This window comes from Streptomyces sp. NPDC086787, from assembly GCF_044745865.1.
Lineage (GTDB): Bacteria > Actinomycetota > Actinomycetes > Streptomycetales > Streptomycetaceae > Streptomyces.
This window is the reverse complement of record NZ_JBIVBC010000010.1, coordinates 143,933-158,980: the sequence shown is the minus strand read 5'-3', so window position 1 is coordinate 158,980 and position 15,048 is coordinate 143,933. Positions and strand designations below refer to the sequence as shown.

At 70.9% G+C, this 15,048-nt stretch carries 14 protein-coding genes; 4 read left to right on the top strand and 10 right to left on the bottom strand.

Going from position 1 to position 15,048, the window contains the following annotated elements; genetic code table 11:
• Positions 1-9 precede the first annotated feature (9 nt).
• A complete protein-coding gene (locus tag ACIPK3_RS23460; RefSeq protein ID WP_402572526.1) occupies positions 10-1,434 on the bottom strand; it encodes an alkaline phosphatase family protein in 1,425 nt (474 codons plus the stop codon).
• A 322-nt stretch (positions 1,435-1,756) separates the two neighbouring features.
• Between ACIPK3_RS23460 and sbnB the strand changes: the two genes are divergently transcribed.
• The gene (gene sbnB / locus ACIPK3_RS23455; RefSeq protein ID WP_402572524.1) at positions 1,757-2,791 is read left to right on the top strand and encodes a 2,3-diaminopropionate biosynthesis protein SbnB; all 1,035 of its coding nucleotides are present in this window, start codon (positions 1,757-1,759) and stop codon (positions 2,789-2,791) included.
• A 50-nt stretch (positions 2,792-2,841) separates the two neighbouring features.
• On the opposite strand, the gene ACIPK3_RS23450 is transcribed toward sbnB, so the two are convergent.
• From ACIPK3_RS23450 to ACIPK3_RS23435, 4 genes are read right to left on the bottom strand one after another with little or no spacing between them, the layout of a single operon-like run.
• Positions 2,842-4,083 (bottom strand): cytochrome P450, encoded by a 1,242-nt coding sequence (locus ACIPK3_RS23450; RefSeq protein WP_402572522.1) that lies wholly within the window; start codon positions 4,081-4,083, stop codon positions 2,842-2,844.
• The gene (locus ACIPK3_RS23445) at positions 4,080-5,048 is read right to left on the bottom strand and encodes an amidohydrolase family protein (RefSeq protein ID WP_402572521.1); all 969 of its coding nucleotides are present in this window, start codon (positions 5,046-5,048) and stop codon (positions 4,080-4,082) included. The genes ACIPK3_RS23450 and ACIPK3_RS23445 overlap by 4 nt, the downstream gene beginning before the upstream one ends.
• The gene (locus ACIPK3_RS23440) at positions 5,045-5,932 is read right to left on the bottom strand and encodes an NAD(P)-dependent oxidoreductase (protein ID WP_402572519.1); all 888 of its coding nucleotides are present in this window, start codon (positions 5,930-5,932) and stop codon (positions 5,045-5,047) included. Before ACIPK3_RS23440 ends, ACIPK3_RS23445 begins: the two co-directional genes overlap by 4 nt.
• Positions 5,929-6,279: an antibiotic biosynthesis monooxygenase family protein gene (locus ACIPK3_RS23435; protein WP_402572517.1), complete on the bottom strand. Its 351-nt coding sequence runs from the start codon at positions 6,277-6,279 to the stop codon at positions 5,929-5,931. Before ACIPK3_RS23435 ends, ACIPK3_RS23440 begins: the two co-directional genes overlap by 4 nt.
• Positions 6,280-6,798: 519 nt before the next feature.
• On the opposite strand from ACIPK3_RS23435, the gene ACIPK3_RS23430 reads away from it, so the two are divergent.
• Together ACIPK3_RS23430 and ACIPK3_RS23425 are read left to right on the top strand one after the other, a co-directional pair.
• Positions 6,799-8,433, top strand: a complete 1,635-nt coding sequence (locus ACIPK3_RS23430) for a protein kinase (RefSeq protein WP_402572515.1) — start codon at positions 6,799-6,801, stop codon at positions 8,431-8,433.
• Positions 8,430-9,086 (top strand): hypothetical protein, encoded by a 657-nt coding sequence (locus ACIPK3_RS23425; protein ID WP_402572513.1) that lies wholly within the window; start codon positions 8,430-8,432, stop codon positions 9,084-9,086. Before ACIPK3_RS23430 ends, ACIPK3_RS23425 begins: the two co-directional genes overlap by 4 nt.
• Positions 9,087-9,241: 155 nt before the next feature.
• Here ACIPK3_RS23425 and ACIPK3_RS23420 read toward each other — a convergent pair whose 3' ends face one another.
• Both ACIPK3_RS23420 and ACIPK3_RS23415 read right to left on the bottom strand, forming a co-directional pair.
• Positions 9,242-9,397: a DUF6131 family protein gene (locus ACIPK3_RS23420; protein ID WP_402572511.1), complete on the bottom strand. Its 156-nt coding sequence runs from the start codon at positions 9,395-9,397 to the stop codon at positions 9,242-9,244.
• A 90-nt stretch (positions 9,398-9,487) separates the two neighbouring features.
• The gene (locus ACIPK3_RS23415) at positions 9,488-12,118 is read right to left on the bottom strand and encodes a lectin (protein WP_402572509.1); all 2,631 of its coding nucleotides are present in this window, start codon (positions 12,116-12,118) and stop codon (positions 9,488-9,490) included.
• Between the two features lie 183 nt (positions 12,119-12,301).
• Here ACIPK3_RS23415 and ACIPK3_RS23410 point away from each other — a divergent pair, with 183 nt between their 5' ends.
• Positions 12,302-13,384 carry a trypsin-like serine peptidase gene (locus tag ACIPK3_RS23410; protein WP_402572507.1) on the top strand — a complete coding sequence of 361 codons (1,083 nt, stop codon included), beginning with the start codon at positions 12,302-12,304 and terminating at the stop codon, positions 13,382-13,384.
• 146 nt (positions 13,385-13,530) lie between these two features.
• Here ACIPK3_RS23410 and ACIPK3_RS23405 read toward each other — a convergent pair whose 3' ends face one another.
• The 3 genes from ACIPK3_RS23405 to ACIPK3_RS23395 form a co-directional block, all read right to left on the bottom strand.
• Entirely contained in the window at positions 13,531-14,250 is a 720-nt protein-coding gene (locus tag ACIPK3_RS23405; RefSeq protein WP_402572505.1) for a hypothetical protein, read from the bottom strand.
• 72 nt (positions 14,251-14,322) lie between these two features.
• Entirely contained in the window at positions 14,323-14,544 is a 222-nt protein-coding gene (locus ACIPK3_RS23400) for a helix-turn-helix domain-containing protein (protein ID WP_402572503.1), read from the bottom strand.
• Entirely contained in the window at positions 14,544-15,041 is a 498-nt protein-coding gene (locus tag ACIPK3_RS23395; RefSeq protein WP_402572502.1) for a DUF2975 domain-containing protein, read from the bottom strand. Before ACIPK3_RS23395 ends, ACIPK3_RS23400 begins: the two co-directional genes overlap by 1 nt.
• Between the last annotated feature and the right edge of the window lie 7 nt (positions 15,042-15,048).

Below are 15,048 nucleotides of genomic sequence, written 5' to 3'. Positions count from 1 at the left end.
GGGGCGGGCTCACACGTGCGGGCGGCTGCCCCGTTCCTGGCGCGGGAAGTGCTGGTCGGCGCCTGGGAGAGTGGGTTTCGGGAGTGTCGCCACCTCCTGCTTGGCCTTCTCCAGTTGCTCGGCGGTGTCGTTCGGCAGACCGGGCGGCCGGGGGTGGGAGTGGGTGAAACGGAAGGCGGAGGCGAAGTCTCCGAACGTGTTCCGGCGCCAGCCGCTGATGTTCGACTCGGCGACGCCGGTGAACTGTTCCAGGAACCGCAGTGCCGAGGTGTGGTCGAAGGGCTCCGAGGCGACCCAACCGCCCACGGTCCAGGGCGAGACGATGATGGCCGGGACCCGGAAGCCGCCCCCGACGGGCAGGCCCTGCACGAACTCGTCCGGGGTGCCGACGGGCGGGGTGGGCGGCGGCACGTGGTCGAACAGGCCGTCGTTCTCGTCGTAGTTGAGGATGAACGCGGTCTTGCGCCAGACCTTGGGATTGGCCGCGATCGCCTCGATCTTGGAGGCGACGAAGTCGGCTCCGGCGGCGGGCAGGTAGTCGGGGTGCTCGGACTGGTGGCTGGTCGGCATGATCCAGGACACCGCCGGGAGGCGGTCGGCCCGGGCGTCGTCCTCGAAGGTGCCCGCCGGCTGCGGGCGTACGCCCCGCTCGTACAAGTCGGATCCGGGCTTCGCGTTCCGGAAGGCGGCGAACTGCTCCAGCAGGTTGCAGCCGTAGTCGTCGTCCTGCTGGTAGACCTTCCAGCTGACGCCGGCGGCCTGGAGGCGCTCGGCGTACGTCGTCCAGCGGTACGGCGTGGGGGCCGCGTTGTGGATGACCGGGCCGCCCATGGTGCCCCCGGGGTCGATCGAACCGGTCATCCACATCAGCCGGTTCGGCCAGGTCGGGCCGAAGACCGAGCAGAAGTAGTGGTCGCAGATGGTGAACGTCTCGGCGAGGGCGAACTGGAACGGGATGTCCTCCCGCGTGTAATAGCCCATGACATACGGTCCGTTCACACCGTCGGCCTTGCGGTGGGCCGGGAGCCAGCGGTCCATCCGTCCGCCGTTCCAGGCCTCGTGCTGGACCGACCAGGCATGGCTGGTGGAGGGGATGGCCTGCGCGCTGGACCGGTGCGTGTCGAGGTGGAACGGAAGCAGATAACCCTTCGGGTTCACCTCGTCGGGCTGGTAGAACACCGAGCGTCCGGTGTCGAGCCTCAGGGCGTGCGGGTCGGCGAAGCCCCGCACGCCGGACAGCGTGCCGAAGTAGTGGTCGAACGACCGGTTCTCCTGCATCAGCAGGACGACGTGCTCGATGTCGCGCAGTGAGCTGTTTCTCGGCGGCTCGGCGGCGACGGCCTTCTGGACACTCGGCGGGAGCAGGGAGAGAGCTGCGGCGCCGCCCAGCGCGGTGGCGGATCCGAGCAGCCTACGGCGTGTCAACTCGGCCATGGTGGCTCCTTCTTGACGGGAGGAGGCATGCGGCAGTGGCACTCGTCGGACACTCTGTTCCGCGACCGGCTACGAGCGGCAGGGGTCCGCGGTGAACTTGAGGTCAACAGGTGGGAAGGCGGGAGCGAACCGGTACAGGAGAAAACGGCATGACAGAGGGTGCGGTCGCGGTGTGCCGCGCCCGCACCGGTGTTCGTGCCAGTTGGGTGATGTCTGCGGAGTCCAGGATCTTCCGGCGCTACGGGGCCGATGCCGCGCGGAACAATGGGTCCACCGCACGAGCGTCGCCATGATCGTCCGCCCCACCGCATTGGAGCCCGTCATGCCCCAGCCCCTTACCGTGCCCCCGTTCGCGGTGATCTCCGGCGCGCAGGTCGAGCGTGCGCTGCGGGGCCGCGAAGCTGAGATCGTGGACCTGGTCGAGGCCACCTACCGGCTGCACGCCGACGGGGACTCGGTGAATCCGCCGTCGTACTTCCTCCGGTTTCCCGACCGCCCCGCCTCGCGGATCATCGCGCTGCCCGCCTCGCTCGGCGGGCCGGAGCCGGTGGACGGCCTCAAGTGGATCTCGAGTTTCCCGGACAACGTCCGGTCCGGCCTCCCCCGGGCGTCCGCCGTCCTGATCCTCAACGATCACGACACGGGCTACCCCTTCGCCTGTCTGGAGAGCTCCATCATCAGCGCCACCAGGACCGCCGCCTCCGCGGCACTCGCCGCCGACCGGCTCTGTCTCGGCCGACGGCGTCCCACGCGTGTCGGGTTCTTCGGCACCGGCCTGATCGCCCGCTACATCCACACCTACCTGGCTGCCACGGGCTGGGTGTTCGACGAGATCGGCGTGCACGACCTGTCCGCCGACAGCGCCACGGGGTTCCGGGACCACCTCGAGCGCACCGGCACCGGGGCGCGGGTCACCGTCCACGGCGACGCCGAGGAGCTCGTCCGCTCCAGTGACCTGGTGGTGTTCGCCACCGTCGCGGGTGAGCCGCACGTCACCGACCCGGCCTGGTTCGGGCACGGGCCGCTGGTCCTGCACGTGTCCCTGCGCGACCTCGCGCCCGAGGTGATCCTCGCCTCGACCAACATCGTGGACGACGTCGACCACTGCCTGAAGGCCGAGACCTCACCGCACCTGGCCGAACGGCTCACCGGAAACCGCGACTTCCTGCACGGCACGCTCGCCGACGTCCTCGCTGGACGGGTGACGCCGGACCCCGACCGGACCGTGGTGTTCTCGCCCTTCGGCCTCGGGGTGCTCGACCTGGCGGTCGGCAGGTTCGTCCACGACGAGACCGTCCGCCGCGGCGAACTGCGCGTCGTGGAGGACTTCTTCCACGACCTGCGCCGGCACGGGTGACCGTCGGACGGCTCTCCGTCGGACGGTCCTGCGTGCCGGCGCGTCGGCCGTCAGGCGGCGGGATCGAGTACGACCCGGAGCTCCGCGAGGCCGCGGAAGGCCGGGAAGGGGACCTCCAGCCAGCGCGGTCCGCCGTGCGGGTCGGCCAGGGCAGCCCCCGGGAACCGGTCGAACAGGCCGGTGAGGGCCAGCTGGGTCTCCAGCCGGGCCAGCGGAGCGCCCAGGCAGTAGTGGCTGCCGTGCCCGAACCCCAGATGGGCGTCCTGCGCGTTGCCCGGACGCCGCACGTTCAGCTCGTCCGGGGCGTCGAACTTCCGCGGATCGCGGTTGGCCGCGCTGATCGCGATCTGGACCAGGGCGCCCTTCGGGATTCGCGTTCCGCCGTACTCCACGTCCTCGGTCGCGTAGCGGAAGGTGGCGCTCTCCACGGAGCCGTCGTAGCGCACCAGTTCCTCGACCGCGGGACGGAGCAGCCGCGGGTCCTCCCGTACGGCGCGGAGCTGCGCAGGGTGGGACAGCAGATGGTGGACGGCGTTGCCGATGAGGTAGGCGGTGGTCTTGTGGCCGGCGAACATCAGCAGGAACGCGGTGGAGACCAGCTCGTTCGCGGTCAGCCCGCCGTCGTCGTCCCGGACCGCGGTGAGCGCGCTCAGCAGATCGTCTCCCGGATCGCTCCGCTTGGCGGCGATGAGGTCCGTGAAGTAGGCGTGCAGGTCCTCCTCCGCCTTCTGCTGGGCCCGCTTGGCCTCCTCGTGGAAGCCGCTCTGCGCCACCGCGACGGACAGGTTCTGCATCAGTGACCGCTCCTCGGGCGGCACCCCGAGCAGGTCGCAGATCACGATGATGGGCAGCGGGAACGCGAGGGCCGGCAGCAGATCGAAGGGCTCCCGGGCCGGGCACGCGTCGAGCAGGCCCGCGACGATGTCCTGGATCCGCGGCCGCAGGGCCTCGACGCGCCGCGGGGTGAACGCGGAGTTGACGAGCCTGCGCAGCCGGGTGTGCTTGGGCGCGTCGGAGTTGAGCATGTTGTCGTCCAGCGCGACGGACGAGTCGCCGAAGATCCGCCGGTAGGCGTCCATGGCGCCGTACATGTCCTTGCTCAGCCTCGGGTCCGCGAGGGCGGCCCGCGCGTCCTCGTACCGGGTGATCAGATACGTCTCGTTGCCGTGCGGCGGGCGCATCGGGCAGACCGGCGCCGCGTCGCGCAGACGGGCGTAGACCGTGTGCGGGTCACGCCGGTATTCCGGGGTGCAGCGCTCGGCCGCCGCGACGGCTTCTCGCGTGGTGATCACGGACGGCTCCTGAGGTCGAAGAGGGTCTCGGCGTTGCCGCCGAGGACGAGTTGCCTGGACGCCTCGTCGACCGGGAGCTTCTCGACCATGCGGATGAGCTCCTCCAGCGGCACGGCCAGCGGGGGCGAGTCGGTGCCGAACAGCATCCGCTCGGGGCCCAGCACCTCGGCGTTCAGGCTCAGGTGCGCCGGGCTGAACGGGCTTGTGTCGACGTACATGCGGCGCAGCGCCGCGCCCGGGTCGGGGGTCTGCTCACGAACCTCGGGAACAGGCCCTCCGGGGGGCGGGGCGCCCCCGGCCCAGTGCCGGGGGCGTGCCGCCGTCCGCAGCCGCTCCGGCAGCAGCGCCATCGCGCCGCCGCCGGTGGCGCCGATCAGCCGCAGACTCGGGTACTTCTCCAGCCATCCCGCAAAGGCGATCATGGCCATGCCCATGGTGACGTCGCCGAACCGGCCGATCTGTTCGACGAAGCCGGTCTCGTCGACCCGTTCGGTGCCGACCGGCTCGGCCGGCGCGTGCACCAGGACCGGTACGTCCGCCTCCGCGGCCAGCGCGAAGAAGGAGTCGGCGCGTGGCGAGCCGAGCAGTTCTCCGTGGACGCTGGAGGTGGTGATCAGACCGACGAAGGCGGGGTCCTTCAGGGTCTCCCGCACTCCTTCGAGGTGATCGTCGTCGCCGAACGGGTTGGCGTAGACGTAGCCCCTCAGCTGGTCCGGGAACCTGCGGATCAGGCCCGACATCCAGTCGTGGAAGCCGCGCAGCCGGTCCCGTGGCTGCGCGTAGTTGTCGACGCCCGGTACCCGTGCCATCGCGCCGGCCCCGACGGGGCTGCCGATGATGGTGAGGTCGATCCCGGCCTCGGCGCGGGCGGCGAGCATGCCGTCGACGTCGGTGAGACTGGGGGGCATGGGGAAGCGTTTGGCCGCCTCCGGTGGGGAGATGTGCCCGTGGATGTCGATGATCACGTGTCGTTTTCCGGTTTCGGTGCGAGTGCTCGGGTGACCGCGACACAGTCCTGGTCGCCAAGCCCCTGCTCGGTGGCACGGACGTGGGTCTCTGCCGCCGTGGTCGCCAGCGGCAGGCTCAGGCCGACTGCCGCTGCCTGCTTGGAAGCGAGCATGAGGTCTTTCGCCATCAGCCGCAGCCGGAAGTCCGGCTCGTCGTAGCGGCCGGAGGCCAGGCGCCGTGACTTGAACGCCATGACCGGTGAGGCGAAGCCGCTGTTCGCGACCGTCTTGAGGACCAGCTGCCGGTCCAGGCCACAGGCGGTGGCCAGTTCGGTGGCCTCGGCCAGGGCCTGCACCTCTATGCCCATCAGCAGGTTGAGGCACAGCTTCATCCGCATGCCTGAGCCGAGTGCGCCCAGATGGGCGATCTCCTTGCCGAGCATGCGCAGGATCGGACGGGCCGCGTTGAAGGCCCGTTCGTCGCCACCGACGAACAGCCTCAGCTCGCCGTCGCGGGCGTGGTCGGCGTTGCCGAGCATGCCGACGTCCAGGACCGAGGAGACGTCCCCGGCGATCTGGATGACCTCGTCGGGGGCAACGGTGCCCACGCACATGACGACGCCGGGGTAGGGACCGGCGGCCAGCACACCGTCCGGTCCGCGCATCACGGCGCCGAGGGCCGCGCCGTCGGCGACGGCGCAGATGACGGCGCTCGTTCCCTCCACGGCCGCGGCGGGGTGCGGGGCAACGAACGCGCCCGCGCGGGCCAGCGGTTCGGCGCGCTCCGGGGTACGGTTCCAGACCCGGACCCGCACTCCCTGATCGAGGAGGCGGGCGGCCAGGCCGGAACCCATCGTGCCGAGGCCTATGACGGCGACGGGTCCGCTCGTGACGGGTGTCATGCCCTGTCTCCGGCGGTCTCCTTCGTGGTCTCCTGCACGACCCGGAACCGGAGGGACTGGGTCGAGTCGACCCACTCACGCAGCGGCGCCACGAGCTTCTGGTGCTCCTCGCTCTTCGCCCAGGCGAAGAAGGCCTCGGCCGTCTCCCACTCGCTGGTGATCACCCACTGGCGGGAGTCGTCGACCGGCGCGCCCAGCCGCTCGATCACGTGCCCGGGGGTGCGGGCGACGGACTTGCGGAGCTGCTCGTACACGCTGAGGAAGCCCTCTTCGCCGCCCTCGATCACCCGAACCGTGAAGACGACGTTCAGCTTGTCGCCCGACCTGTTCATCTGCTTGGTGCCCATGTCTCCTCCTGAAGGTGAGATCCGGCGGGACTCGACTCCAAGGACTCATGTCGCCCGTGCGGACGCAATTCCGAATGGGGCACGACCCAGTGGGGACAAGGGGTTCACGTTCCGTGTTTGGTCTGTACGGGTGATCCGGCGGGGTGATCTGTACGGGTGACTCATGAGTCGGCCCGTTTATCTGCGTCGCCGGACGCGGATGGCCGCACCCGAACGGGGCGCGATCCAGGGACGGTTCCGCAGTCTTCGGGGAGGTCGGAGCGGACCGGAGCCTCGCCGGGGAGCGGGACGGCGAGCCGGTGCGGGGTCCGCGGACCGCCGCGCCGGGTTCCGGTTGTCCACGGGCTGTCCCCCTCATCCGGCCCCGGGCGGACGGTTCGCCGCAGTTCCGTGCGAGCATGCCCCGAGCCCGTCGTACAGGCCGCCGGCGCCCGGCGCCCGGATCCGCAACCGCGGTGGCCGCAACGGTGTCTCTCACCGCGTGTCCGGAAAAGATGCGCGGCGGATCGGGGGGACGGAATGAACGCGTGGGCGGTGCCTGGGTACACCGAGTCGCTGGAGCTCGGCGCGGGGGCGAGCGGACGGGTCGTGCTCGCGGTGCATCACGAGACCGGCGTCCCGGTCGCCGTGAAGTACCTCAGCGAGTCACTGCGCACCCGGCCGGGTTTCGTGCACGGGTTCCGCGCCGAGGCACGCCTGCTCGGCGGACTGGAGAGCCCGCACGTCGCCGGGTTGTACGAGTACGTCGAGGGCCCGGACGGCGCCGCCATCGTGATGGAACTCGTGGACGGTGTTCCGTTGCGGGCCCTGCTGGCCAGGGAGGGCCCGCTGGGCCCCGAGGCCGCGCTCACCATCCTCAAGGGATCTCTGCTCGGCCTGGCCGACGCGCATCGCATCGGAGTCGTACACCGCGACTACAAGCCGGAGAACGTGCTGGTCACGCCCGACGGATCGTCAAAGCTGGTCGACTTCGGCATCGCCGCGGACAGCGGTGCCCGGGCCGGCGTAGCAGGCACCCCCGCCTACATGGCCCCGGAGCAGTGGACGGGCGCGCCCGCCTCGCCCAGCGCCGACGTGTACGCGGCCACGGCCACCTTCTTCGAGTGCCTGACGGGCCACAAGCCGTACTCGGGCGACAACCTCGCCGAACTCGCCCTGCAGCACGTGGACGCCCCCGTGCCCGCCGACGAGGTCCCCGAGACGGTGCGGGAGCTGGTGCTGCGCGGGCTGGCCAAGGACCCCGCGGGACGGCCCGTCCACGCCGAGGCGTTCGTGTCCGACCTGGAAGCCGCCGCCGGCGCCGCCTACGGGCCCGACTGGGAGGAACGCGGACGCGGCAGGCTCGCCGCGTTGGTGGCCCTGCTGCCACTGCTGCTGCCCTCGTCCCGCGGCACCCCCCGGTCCGTCACGGACACCGCCCGCACGGTCCTCGGCCGAGCCTCCGGACACGCTCCGGCGCGGGCATGGCTGCCCGGCCGGGCGGGGCTCCTGGTGGCCGCCGTGGCCGTGCTGCTCGGCATCCTCCTGGCCTACGGCGCCCGGCACGCCCCGGCGGCGGGCTCGCAACCGACGGCACAGTCACTGGCCACCACCAGCGCCCGGCCCGGTGTCACCCCTCGGGGCTCCACGGCACCGACCCCGTCGGCCCACCCGTCCCCGTCCTCGTCCTCGCCCACCGCGTCCCCGAGCCTCTCCCCCACCCCGTCGCCGACCCCTGAAGTCACGGACTCCGGCGTACCGTCGACACCGGTCACCACCGATCCGGCCGAGCCGCCGGCCTCCGGCGGAACGACACCGGGCAGCCCCTCCCCCAGCACTCCGGCCGCTCCCCCGGTGAAGAGCGTCACGGTGTCGGCACTCCGGCAGACGGGATCGGCCACGGCCACGGCGACCCTCGACATCACCACGGAGGGCACCGGTCCGGTCTCCGTCACCGTCACGTGGTCCACGAGCGACGCGGCGGGCACACCGGGCGCCTCCGACGGTGCGTCCCAGACGTTCGAGCGCGACGGCGCCACGCACTACACGATCACTGTCGACCACACCTTCGCGAACAGCGGCTGCTACTGGACGGTGCGGGCGACCACGACCCCGGCCGCCGCCGGCGGCCCCGCCTCGCAGCAGCTTCTGACCAGGCGGTGTGAGATCCGATGACCAACAGCGAGTCCGGCCCCGCCGCCGACCCCGAGTACAGCGCCACCGTGCTGGGCAGTCACTGGATCCAACGCCCGGAGCCCGATCACCCGACCGCCCCGACCGAACCGATCGCGCCTCCGCCGACCGCCCCGACACTGCCGGACCGGGTCGAGGGCACCCTGCTGCGGTTCGGTCCCGGGGTGACGGCCGGCGTCGCCCACCGCGCCCATCCGACGCCGCTCGCCGTACCGGTGTCCCCCGGGCCGCCGACGCGCCGCAACCCGCGCAGACATGTCCTGCCCGTGCTCGTGGTGCTGTGCGTCATCGCGTTCTTGGCCTGGCAGCGCCTCGGCCCCGCCCTCAAGGTCCGCACGGTGGCGGTCACGGCACGGCCCGCGTCGGTCGGCTGCGAGGGAACCTCGGACCTCGTCGCCGTCGTCACCACGAACGGGCGGCCCGGCACGCTCTCCTACCGCTGGAACCGCAGCGACGGCACCACCTCCGGCGTCCTGCGCGAGACCCTGGCCCGGGGTCAGAGGCAGGCGCGGCTCCACCTCCTGTGGACCTTCCAGGGCCAGGGCCGCTACGCCGCACACGCCGACCTGCGCATCCTCGCCCCGACGTCGCCCGTACGCACAGTCGTCACCCACCTGGGCTACGACTGCCGCTGATCCGGTGCGAGCGGCCGGATGTACGCGCAGGCCGTGCTCCGAACGGCACGGCGCTGCGACGCCGTACGCGTCCGGGCACGACCTGCCCCGGGAGCTGGACTGTGGACTGCCGCCGGACATGCTGATCGCGGCGGCCGCCTACCGTGACTTCGCGATCACCAGTAGTGGCGTCGACCCGCGACCGCGTGACCCATCGAGCCCATGATCCACAGGATCGCGCCTACCACGGCGAGGATGATGCCTATGGTCCACAGGATCGAGATGCCCGTGAGAAAACCGATGATGAGCAGAATGATGCCGATGGCGAGCATGCTGTGCCTCCCGCGGTAATGCCGTTGGTACGGCTCCTGTCCCCCGAGTCCCCCGATTCGGCGATGTCATCCCTGCTCGGAGGGCGGAAGTCAAGCCGGCGGCAGGGTCCACCTCTGGGCCGCGGTTCCGTTGCAGGTGTAGATCTGCAGGCGGGTGCCCTCGACGGTGGCTGAGTCGGGGTCGTCCAGGCAGCGTCCGGAGTTGGGGTTGGTGAGTGAGCCGTCGGCGCCGACCGTCCACTTCTGGGCGCCGGTGCCGTTGCAGGTGTACAGCTGGACGAGGGTGCCGTTCGCCGTCCCGCTGGACGAGACGTCCAGGCACTTGCCGAGCGTGCGCAGGGTGCCGTCGGCTGCGACTGTCCAGTCCTGGGCGTAGGTGCCGTTGCAGGTCCACAGGCGGATCGCGGTGTGGTCGGCGGTGCCGGAGTCCGCGTCGTCGACACACAGCGAGGAGCCGACCCCGGCCCTGACCGGACCCACGCGCGGCTTCTGCGGGGCTGCCGTGCCGCCCGCGTAGGAGGGCGGGGCGGCGGACGCGGCCGTGGCCCAGCCGGTGTTCGGGGTGGTGCCGAGCGTGAAGCCGAGCGTTCCCCCGGAGGTGATCGCGTTCGTCGGGGCGTAGGCGTTGTTCCACGCCGATCCGTTGAACGTCGCGGACTGCACATAGGGCGCGTTGTCCGCCGCGCCGTCGCCGTTGACCGTGAGAGTCCGGCCGGAGGGGAGGGTGATCACGGCCTGCGGGAACAGCGGCGAGCCGAGGGCGAGGTCCGAGGTGCCCGGTGTCATGGGGTACATGCCGAGCGCGGACCAGACGTACCAGGAACTCATCGCGCCGAGGTCGTCGTTGCCGTCGGCCAGACCGGCCGGGGTGTTCGACCAGATCTGGTCCTGGATCGCGCGTACGGTGCCCTGGGTCTTGTAGGGGCGGCCGATGTAGTCGTATTCCCAGGGCAGTTCGACGCTGGGCTCGTTGCCGACCCACGCGTAGCCGTTCGCTCCGGTGTAGCTGCGCAGCACCGTGTCGAGGTAGTGGGCCATCGCCGTGTTACCGCCCTTGGCGGTGGCGAGTCCGGCCACGTTGAACGGGACCATGCCGGTGTAGATCCACGAGTCGGCCTCGACCATGTCAGTGCCGCTGGTGGGGTCGAATCCGCCGGTCCAGTTTCCGTTGGCGTTGCGGGGCTGGACGAAGCCGGAGGCCGGGTTCAGCGTGTTCATCCAGTCCTGCGCGCGACGGGCGTACGTCTGCCGGCTCCCGGTGTCGCCGAGTGCGCCGGCGAAGGCGGAGAGGGCGAAGTCGGCGGTGTTGTACTCCAGGGTCGTGGCCACCGGGCCGTAGAAGTTGCAGCAGCCGTAACTGCCGTCGTGGGGCTCGTACCCGGGGCTGTTCAGGTAACCGAGGCCCGGGCGAACGTTGTTGGCGGTGCTCGCCTGCCTGAGCAGGCCGGCCAGTGCCTGCGTGGTGTCGAAGTCCCGTGCGCCGAACGCGTAGTAGTCGGCGATGATCGCCGCCGCCGGGTCGCCGACCATGACGTAGGACTCGCCGTTGTACTCCGACCACTTGGGGAAGATGCCGGTCTGGAGGTAGTCGTCGGTCATGGACTGCGCGGTGTCGGCGGCGGCCTTGGGGCTGACCAGGGCTTCGAGTTGGGCCTGGGAGCGGTAGATGTCCCAGCCGGAGTAGTTCGCGTAGGCGGCGGCGTGCCCGGGGTCCACCTGGTGCGTGCCGCCGTCGAAGCCGTGGTACTGGCCGTTGGCGTCGCTGATGATGTTCGGGTGCAGCAGTGAGTGGTAGAGCGCGGTGTAGAAGATCTTCTGCTGGTCCGTCGTTCCGCCCGCTATCCGTATCCTGCCCAGTGCCGTGTTCCAGGCGTCGTGGGCGGCGGTGCGGACACTGTCGAAGTTCCAGCCGGAGTTCTCGGTGCTGCGGTTTGCGGCCGCGTTCGCCACGGAGACGTAGGAGATGCCCACCTTCGCCTGTACCGCCTGGCTCGCGGTGGTGTTGAACGTCACGTGCGCGTTGGACACGGCGCCGCTCTGGGTCGCGGAGGCGAACGGCCGGTCGAAGAGCATGTCGAAGTAGACCGTGTACGAGTTGCCCGCACCGCAGAACTTCCCGCTGGTGACCCGGCCGCTGACCTCGGTGGCGGAGACGACGTCGAACCGCGTCGAGCTGCCGCCGTTCTGACTGCCGCTCAGCTTGAACAGCAGGTTGGCCTGGGAGGTCGCGGGGAAGGTGAAGCGCGCCATGCCGCTGCGCGGGGTGGCGGTGAGCTCGGTGGTCACCTTGTTGTCGAGGTCGACCTTGTAGGAGCCCGCCGTCGCGGACTCGTTCGCGTGCGAGAAGGAGTCCTTCGCCCCGTTGATCACAGCGCCCACGGTGGGCAGCACCGGTAGGTCACCCGCGGCTCCGCAGCCCGGTCCCGCGATGTGGGTGAGACTGAATCCGGTGATCGAGGAGTCCTTGTACTCGTAGCCGCCGCCGGGCGGCCGCGACGGGGTGTCCGGGCTCCACTGCACCATGCCGAAGGGAACGTCCGCGCCGGGGAAGTCGTTGGCGTCGTTGGACGTGCCGATGAAGGGGTTGACCAGGTCCGCCGGTGACGAGACGAGTTCCGGCGCCCTCGCGGGCCCCGCCCGGGCGACGGGGGCGGGCAGGGCGTAGGCGCCCAGGAGAACGGCGCCGGCGACGGCGCCCAGGGCTCTGCGGATCGATGGCATCGCGATCTGCCTCCCGAGTATGACAACGTTGTCTCTCCGAGACTTGACGTTGCCGCAACCTAGCCAGTCGCCATGCCCACGTCAACATACTCTCGAGCACCGACCCGGTATCGACAGGTCAAGTCCCTTGCGGGGGTAGGCTGTCAGCTTCCATATCGAATACGCGTACGGAAAGTTGACTCGTTGAGATCCAGTTCCAGACGGGTTCCGGCCCTCGCACTCGGTCTGTGCGCCGTCATACTCGGCAACGGGCAGGCGTTCGCCGCACAGCCCGACCGGCCGGCCGGCTCCCCCGCCTCCTCCGCTTCCGCCGCCTCTCCCGCCTCGCCCCCTTCCGCCCTCTCCGCCGGCGCTTCGCGTCTGAACGCGGAGGAGAAGTACTGGACCGCGGGCCGCATGGGTGCCGCGATACCGTTCGACGGTGCGGCACCGCGGCGCTCCTCCGTGGCCGGCCCCGGTGCCCGCAGCAGGCCGCCGGCCGGCACTCCGAAGCCCGAGTACTTCGGCGGCCACCCGATGGTGGGCACGTTCTTCTTCGACGGCAGGCCGCTCGGCGGCAAGAGCACCTACTGCACGGGCAGTGTGGTGCACACGGCCGCCCATGACATCGTCCTGACCGCCGGTCACTGCGCACTGGGCATGGCCACGGCCACGCACCGCGTCTTCGTGCCGCAGTACCGCGACGGCCTGCCCGCCGCCCGTCAGCCGCGTGGCGTCTTCCCCGTGACCCGGCTGTACATCGATCCGCGCTACCAGGCGAACACCAAGCAGCCCACCTCCAACCTGGATCTGGCCTTCGCACGGGTCAGCCCGAGCAGCCGGGGGATGGTGGAGACCGTCACGGGCGCCCTGACCTTCACGCCCAGCGCCTCCTACAACCACCGCGTCACGGTCATCGGCTATCCCGGCGCCGAGCGCGTCAACCCGAAGCACCAGGCGATCCGCTGCCCCGTCACCACCTCACGCCTGTCCGGCCTCCGCCAGCTGCGTATGACCTGCACCGGCTACTACGGCGGTGTCTCCGGCGGCCCGTGGATCGAGGACTACAACCGCACCACCGGCACCGGCAAGGTCGTCGGCAACACCGGTGGCTACAACGGCGGCGGCGATGACGCCGACGACGACTGGGTGACGTACGCGCCCGTCTACGGCAATGCGGCGCAGCTGCTGTTCCAGGACGCCTCGGCCCATCGCACGGTCGCCGCGAGGCCCGCCTACCAGCAAGGAGTGGACAGCCCCGTCGTGCCCGGTCCGGCGCTGCCGTAGCCCGGAGCGGCGAGCCGCTGGAGGGGGGTGGCCTCGGCACGGCCGAGCGGCGCGAGTCCTGGGGATCGTCGTCCAGCTGCGTCCGGTCGCGCCGGGGCACCACCGTGCGACCACGAGGCCGTTGCTGAAGCCGGGCCGCGGCCCCGTCAGCCGAAGTGCACGTCGCTGAGGTCGATGGAGACCATCGTCTGCCCGGGGACGGCCCGGCCGTCCGCGTCGCGCCGGTAGGCGCGGCGTCTGGTGGGCAGGCGGATACCGTCCACCTCCACGATGTCGTGGACGTACTGTGCCGCGGCGAATCCGCCCGCGATGTCGACGTGGTAATCGTGCCGGCGCAGCAGCCGGTCGGGGCCGAAGTAGAAGTCCTGTTCCGTGCTGTGGCCGGCGAAGCCGGGCGGGAAGGTGGCACGCAGGCCGGGCCAGAGTTCGCCCCCCTCCCGCCACGGTTGGATCCCGGTGACCGCCACGCCGGGCATCACCAGCAGGAACGGCGTGGTGAGGTACGTCCAGAGCGCGTACCCGTTGAAGTAGGCGCGGTCCAGGGGATCCCAGGGGGTGTTGAGGTCGTGGCCCGCGAACGAGGCCCGTGGTGCGGCGCGTTCCGCCACGACGCGTCCGTCGAGCTTCTCGATGCTGATCCGGTCGGGCGTGAAGTCGGTCTTCTGGTCGGGTGCGCCGAAGGGCCGTACCGAAGCGTGCTGTTCGTGCGGCCAGACCGTCATCTCTCGGGGTGTGCCGTCCTGGGGCATGCCCTTGAGGGCGAAGAGGCCGCCATCGCTGACGACGGTGGCCCGGACGACGGTCAGTTCGTTCCAGCGGTGGGTTCCGCCGTGTGCTTCCAGGACCTCGGCGAGCATGGTGTTCATCTCGGCCTCCTGCGGGTCGGTCTCCTGCGGGTGATGTCGTCGGGCGTCGGCGTCCTGGGCCTCCTACGCGGGTCACATGGGCGGTGGCTCGTCGGGGACCCAGCGCAGCACGTCGCCCGGCTGGCAGTCGAGGGTGCGGCAGATCGCGTCGAGGGTGGCGAACCGCACCGCCTTGGCGCGGCCGTTCTTCAGCACGGCGACGTTGGCGGGCGTGATGCCGACGGCAGCGGCGAACTCACCCACCGACATGCCGCGTTGGGCGAGCAGTACATCGATGTCGACGACGATCGCCATCAGACGACCCCGGCCATCTCCGTCTGGAGGCCGGTGGCCTTGCGCAACAGGCCGCGCATGACGACGACGAGCATCGCGAAGGCGGCCCCGGCCCCGGCGCACGCCGCGGCGGCCGCGAGGGCGCCGATGAGCTCCATCCCGTCGTCGGGGCTGGGGATGTGGGCGAGGGCGAGGTGGCCGGTGACCCCGACCGACAGCAGCGTGCCCACGACCGCGGACCCTATGATGACGTCGACCCACCGGAACGCCAGCGGAGTGAAGATCGCGTCACGCCGGACCATGGCCAGCAGCATCCATGTGGCCGCGAGGGCGACCTGTACGCAGGCGACTCCGACGATCGCGACGATCACATAGGGCGTGGCGAACGGGGCGTACGGCGGGAAGCGGTCCACCTCGTCGGCGGCAGTCGTCGGTATGACCACGGCCTGGGCGAAGAGGCCGGCGAGGACGGCGGTGACGATGCCGACTCGGAGCGCGGTGATGAAAACGCGATTCATATATCGA

Excerpts from the sequence above, each read along its gene's own strand:
- ACIPK3_RS23460 (WP_402572526.1), bottom strand. The coding sequence starts at position 1,434 with ATGGCCGAGTTGACACGCCGTAGGCTGCTCGGATCCGCCACCGCGCTG.
- ACIPK3_RS23425 (WP_402572513.1), top strand. The coding sequence starts at position 8,430 with ATGACCAACAGCGAGTCCGGCCCCGCCGCCGACCCCGAGTACAGCGCC.
- sbnB (WP_402572524.1), top strand. The coding sequence starts at position 1,757 with ATGCCCCAGCCCCTTACCGTGCCCCCGTTCGCGGTGATCTCCGGCGCG.
- ACIPK3_RS23405 (WP_402572505.1), bottom strand. The coding sequence starts at position 14,250 with ATGAACACCATGCTCGCCGAGGTCCTGGAAGCACACGGCGGAACCCAC.
- ACIPK3_RS23415 (WP_402572509.1), bottom strand. The coding sequence starts at position 12,118 with ATGCCATCGATCCGCAGAGCCCTGGGCGCCGTCGCCGGCGCCGTTCTC.
- ACIPK3_RS23440 (WP_402572519.1), bottom strand. The coding sequence starts at position 5,932 with ATGACACCCGTCACGAGCGGACCCGTCGCCGTCATAGGCCTCGGCACG.
- ACIPK3_RS23435 (WP_402572517.1), bottom strand. The coding sequence starts at position 6,279 with ATGGGCACCAAGCAGATGAACAGGTCGGGCGACAAGCTGAACGTCGTC.
- ACIPK3_RS23420 (WP_402572511.1), bottom strand. The coding sequence starts at position 9,397 with ATGCTCGCCATCGGCATCATTCTGCTCATCATCGGTTTTCTCACGGGC.
- ACIPK3_RS23400 (WP_402572503.1), bottom strand. The coding sequence starts at position 14,544 with ATGGCGATCGTCGTCGACATCGATGTACTGCTCGCCCAACGCGGCATG.
- ACIPK3_RS23430 (WP_402572515.1), top strand. The coding sequence starts at position 6,799 with ATGAACGCGTGGGCGGTGCCTGGGTACACCGAGTCGCTGGAGCTCGGC.
- ACIPK3_RS23395 (WP_402572502.1), bottom strand. The coding sequence starts at position 15,041 with ATGAATCGCGTTTTCATCACCGCGCTCCGAGTCGGCATCGTCACCGCC.